Genomic DNA, 1,349 nt, shown 5'->3' with positions numbered 1-1,349 from the left:
CGATGCTCCTATATTGTGTCAAGCGCTTTTCAGAAATTTTTCGTAGGCCGATGCTAATTCCGTCAACGGACGTTTTCCAGTCTCGATGTCACTGATCCTCGCCGGGGCACACCCCAAATGCTTCGCTACAACCACCTGGGTGAGATGCTTCGCGATACGCAGTTCTTTCAACTCATCCCGACGAAGATCCCTGGGCTGTGGCGTACTGCGCCTGGTGCATATGACCCGGTAGATCTCCCGGACGATCGCGCGCTTCAGGCAGCGAATAATCTCCCTTTTCGACAATCCCTCCTCGGTACGCCGGGCGACGTACTCCCTGGTGCGCTGGTCACACTTCATCCTCACCATAGCGATTCGGTACAACGCTGAGTTCGCCCGCCGGTCACCACCACGATTGAGCCGGTGCCGGTTGGTTCGCCCAGAGCTTGCCGGCAGTGGAGCCACTCCACATAAGTGCGCCAGCGCTGCTTCGGAGTGGATGCGCTCCGGATTATCGCCGATGCTGATCAGCAGATCAGCGGAAACAAGAGCCCCACATCCCATGATGTTGCTGACATGGGGATTGATCACTGACACCAGGGCAGCGATCCGGGTTTCCAGCTCATCGCACTGCACCCGCAATGCGCGGTAGGTCGTGGCCAGAATCTTCAGGCTGGTCAGCACACCATTTCGCGGATCAGTAACATCCGACGACGGTCGGCAGTACACCAACGCGTTGACCAGAGCGTGGTTGGTCATCGTGGCGTAGCGGGTGCGGATGTCATCAGGGGCTGTGACCAGCAACGACTTCATCGTTGTGATGAGTTTCGCGGTGGTGGACACCAGCTGTTTCCGGGTGATCTGTAACGCTCGTAACGACTCCATCGGGCCCGTGGAATCTTTAGGCGTGCTCAGCCCTTCCCCGGTCAGGACCTGTCGCGCGGCGGCAAGGGCATCCACCGGATCTGATTTCCCGTCCCGGCGTCGAATGCTGCGGGCCGGGCGCAGGACTTCAACGACCGTGTAGCCACGGTCTATGAGGTGCCGGGTTAATCCGGCACCGAAGGAGTTGGTTCCTTCTACTCCGACGGCGCCGACACCGTGCTTGCTGAGGAACTCGGCGAGGTGTGTGTAGCCGGGCCTGGTGGTGGGGAAGGTTTCGGTGGCCAGGTGCCGGCCGGTTGGGGTCACCGCGGCGACGGTGTGGGTGTCGGTGTGGGTGTCGACCCCGGCGACGGGGCTTGCGGAGAGGTCGATGTCTGTGGTCATGGCTGTCAACGCTTTCGCATAGGGAAGTGATGAAGGTAGCCGCTGATCCGAGGGTTCGAGCAGACAGGACACTGATGGGACTACTACTATGACACCTGCCG

Annotated in this window: 1 protein-coding gene; it reads right to left on the bottom strand. The window is 60.1% G+C overall.

Features of this window, described 5'->3' with window-relative positions:
* Positions 1-18: 18 nt before the first annotated feature.
* Positions 19-1,248: an IS110 family RNA-guided transposase gene (locus tag B097_RS0108440; protein ID WP_018582093.1), complete on the bottom strand. Its 1,230-nt coding sequence runs from the start codon at positions 1,246-1,248 to the stop codon at positions 19-21.
* Positions 1,249-1,349 lie beyond the last annotated feature (101 nt).

This window comes from Corynebacterium pilosum DSM 20521 = CIP 103422, from assembly GCF_000373805.1.
Taxonomy (GTDB): Bacteria; Actinomycetota; Actinomycetes; order Mycobacteriales; family Mycobacteriaceae; genus Corynebacterium; species Corynebacterium pilosum.
Note: the sequence above shows the minus strand (reverse complement) of the source record. Positions and strands in the feature narration are given on the sequence as shown.

Coding starts and splice junctions, on each gene's coding strand:
- B097_RS0108440 (WP_018582093.1), bottom strand. CDS start 1,248: ATGACCACAGACATCGACCTCTCCGCAAGCCCCGTCGCCGGGGTCGAC.